Annotated in this window: 3 protein-coding genes; all 3 read left to right on the top strand. The window is 44.4% G+C overall.

Features of this window, described 5'->3' with window-relative positions:
- Positions 1–337: 337 nt before the first annotated feature.
- The 3 genes from QT990_RS35700 to QT990_RS35690 all read left to right on the top strand — a co-directional run bounded on the left by QT990_RS35700 (position 338) and on the right by QT990_RS35690 (position 1,499).
- Positions 338–634, top strand: coding sequence for a HEAT repeat domain-containing protein (locus QT990_RS35700; RefSeq protein WP_333148416.1), 297 nt, complete (start codon positions 338–340; stop codon positions 632–634).
- Between the two features lie 183 nt (positions 635–817).
- Entirely contained in the window at positions 818–1,117 is a 300-nt protein-coding gene (locus tag QT990_RS35695; protein ID WP_333148418.1) for a type II toxin-antitoxin system HigB family toxin, read from the top strand.
- Positions 1,101–1,499, top strand: a complete 399-nt coding sequence (locus QT990_RS35690; protein WP_333148420.1) for a transcriptional regulator — start codon at positions 1,101–1,103, stop codon at positions 1,497–1,499. The genes QT990_RS35695 and QT990_RS35690 overlap by 17 nt, the downstream gene beginning before the upstream one ends.
- The last annotated feature ends 133 nt before the right edge of the window (positions 1,500–1,632 follow it).

Here is a 1,632-nt window from a genome sequence, read left to right as displayed (position 1 = left end):
AAGGAAAGAAGAAGAAGGAAGGAGCCAGAAGAAGGAAGGAGCCAGAAGAAGTATTTTTACAAATATGAGATGCTCCCCACCGGAATTATTGTTGACTGTTGACTGTTGACTGTTGACTGTTAACTGTTGACTGTTGACTGTTGACTGTTGAAGGAGGGGTCGAAAAACTGACGGGGTAGTTGAGTATTGACTGTTGATTCGATTTTACAATTCCTCAGAAGCGCGGAGTTGATATGAGCCAGCAGAAGCGACGCTTTGCTGCCAACGGTGAGAGAGAGCAAATGGCCCTCGCAACTTTCAATCCCAACGACAGCGAACTGCTCAAAAAGATGGTCTAATGTATGGGAGATTCCCAGGGAATGGTGAGGCTGAGTTTAGCCAAAACTCTCGGCTCAATTGGCAAACCTGCAACTTTTTTTTTGCTGGAAGCTTAGCACATCACGCCAACCCTGTCGTGCGTAGAGCCTCTGCTAAAACGCTGACTCTGATTTGCGAGGCGATCGCCCGAACCACGCTGCTAGAAGCTTTTTTACACGATGAGGCTCAAGTCGGGGGAGGCAGAGTGGGTATTAAAGACAAAGCCTGCGGTTTCCAACCGCGCCTACACACACAAAACCCACTTGGAGGGCGTTAAAGAATTTTTACTCGATCGGGCCTTGACGTTTTACTCTCAAAATGAGAGTATAAGCATAGTATGCAAGCAACACGAAACGAAAGTCAAACGAAAGTCAAACGAAAGTCAAACTAAAAACAAACGAAAACAAACGAAAAACAGAGAAAGCTATGCAGAAAAAAAGAACTAATTCTAGAAAAGCCCATGCACCTAATCTCGATCCGCAACCTCCGTAAAGATGCTGCCCAGTATCCCGATGTCAAAAATCAAATTGATAGCTGGAACGCAACTGTAAAGCAAGCAGAATGGCAGAATTTGGAGGAGGTTCGCAAGATTTACCGGGATGCCGAAGCAGTAGGAAACTTCACAGTCTTTAATATCAAAGGCAACGAATATCGCCTGATTGTCGGCATCAACTACGAGGAGCAAACTATTTTCTACAAATATTTCCTAACCCACGCTGAATACGACAAAGACAAATGGAAAAATGATCCTTACTTTTGATGGAGCCACTTATAGCAATTTGCTTGCAGAAATCGCTCCTAGGGCGATCGAAACCGAAGAGGAATACGATCGCCTCCTGGCTGTGGCAGAACGGCTAACGTTCGCTAAAAACCTCACTCCAGAGGAGAGAGCTTTATACAAGTTGTTAGTCACGCTGATTGAAGTTTATGAGACGGAAAATTATCCGATCGAGAAATCGGAGCCTCATGAGATTTTGCAACACATCATGGAATCCAGCGGCACCCGTCAAGCGGACTTGGTAGGTATCATTGGATCGAGCGGCGTGGTGTCTGAGGTTGTGAATGGGAAAAGAGCGATTAGCAAGGCACAAGCTAAGGCACTAGGCGATTATTTTAAAATCTCACCTAGCTTGTTCATTTAATTTGGAAATTGGGCATTGCGAATAGGGCATGGGTTATTTTTGATTAGAAAAACTACTAACGGGACTTAAACAAATTTTAAGCCCAAACAAAGCCTAAACTGGCTTTATAAGCGGAGAATACGTCCCAATTTTG

Origin of the sequence: Microcoleus sp. T3_B1, from assembly GCF_036700445.1 — a bacterium.
Lineage (GTDB): Bacteria > Cyanobacteriota > Cyanobacteriia > Cyanobacteriales > Microcoleaceae > Microcoleus.
This window is presented reverse-complemented; position numbering and strand designations above follow the sequence as displayed.

What these genes read in the sequence shown, in the direction of transcription:
- QT990_RS35700 (WP_333148416.1), top strand. Translation starts at nt 338, where the DNA reads ATGTATGGGAGATTCCCAGGGAATGGTGAGGCTGAGTTTAGCCAAAAC.
- QT990_RS35695 (WP_333148418.1), top strand. Translation starts at nt 818, where the DNA reads ATGCACCTAATCTCGATCCGCAACCTCCGTAAAGATGCTGCCCAGTAT.
- QT990_RS35690 (WP_333148420.1), top strand. Translation starts at nt 1,101, where the DNA reads ATGATCCTTACTTTTGATGGAGCCACTTATAGCAATTTGCTTGCAGAA.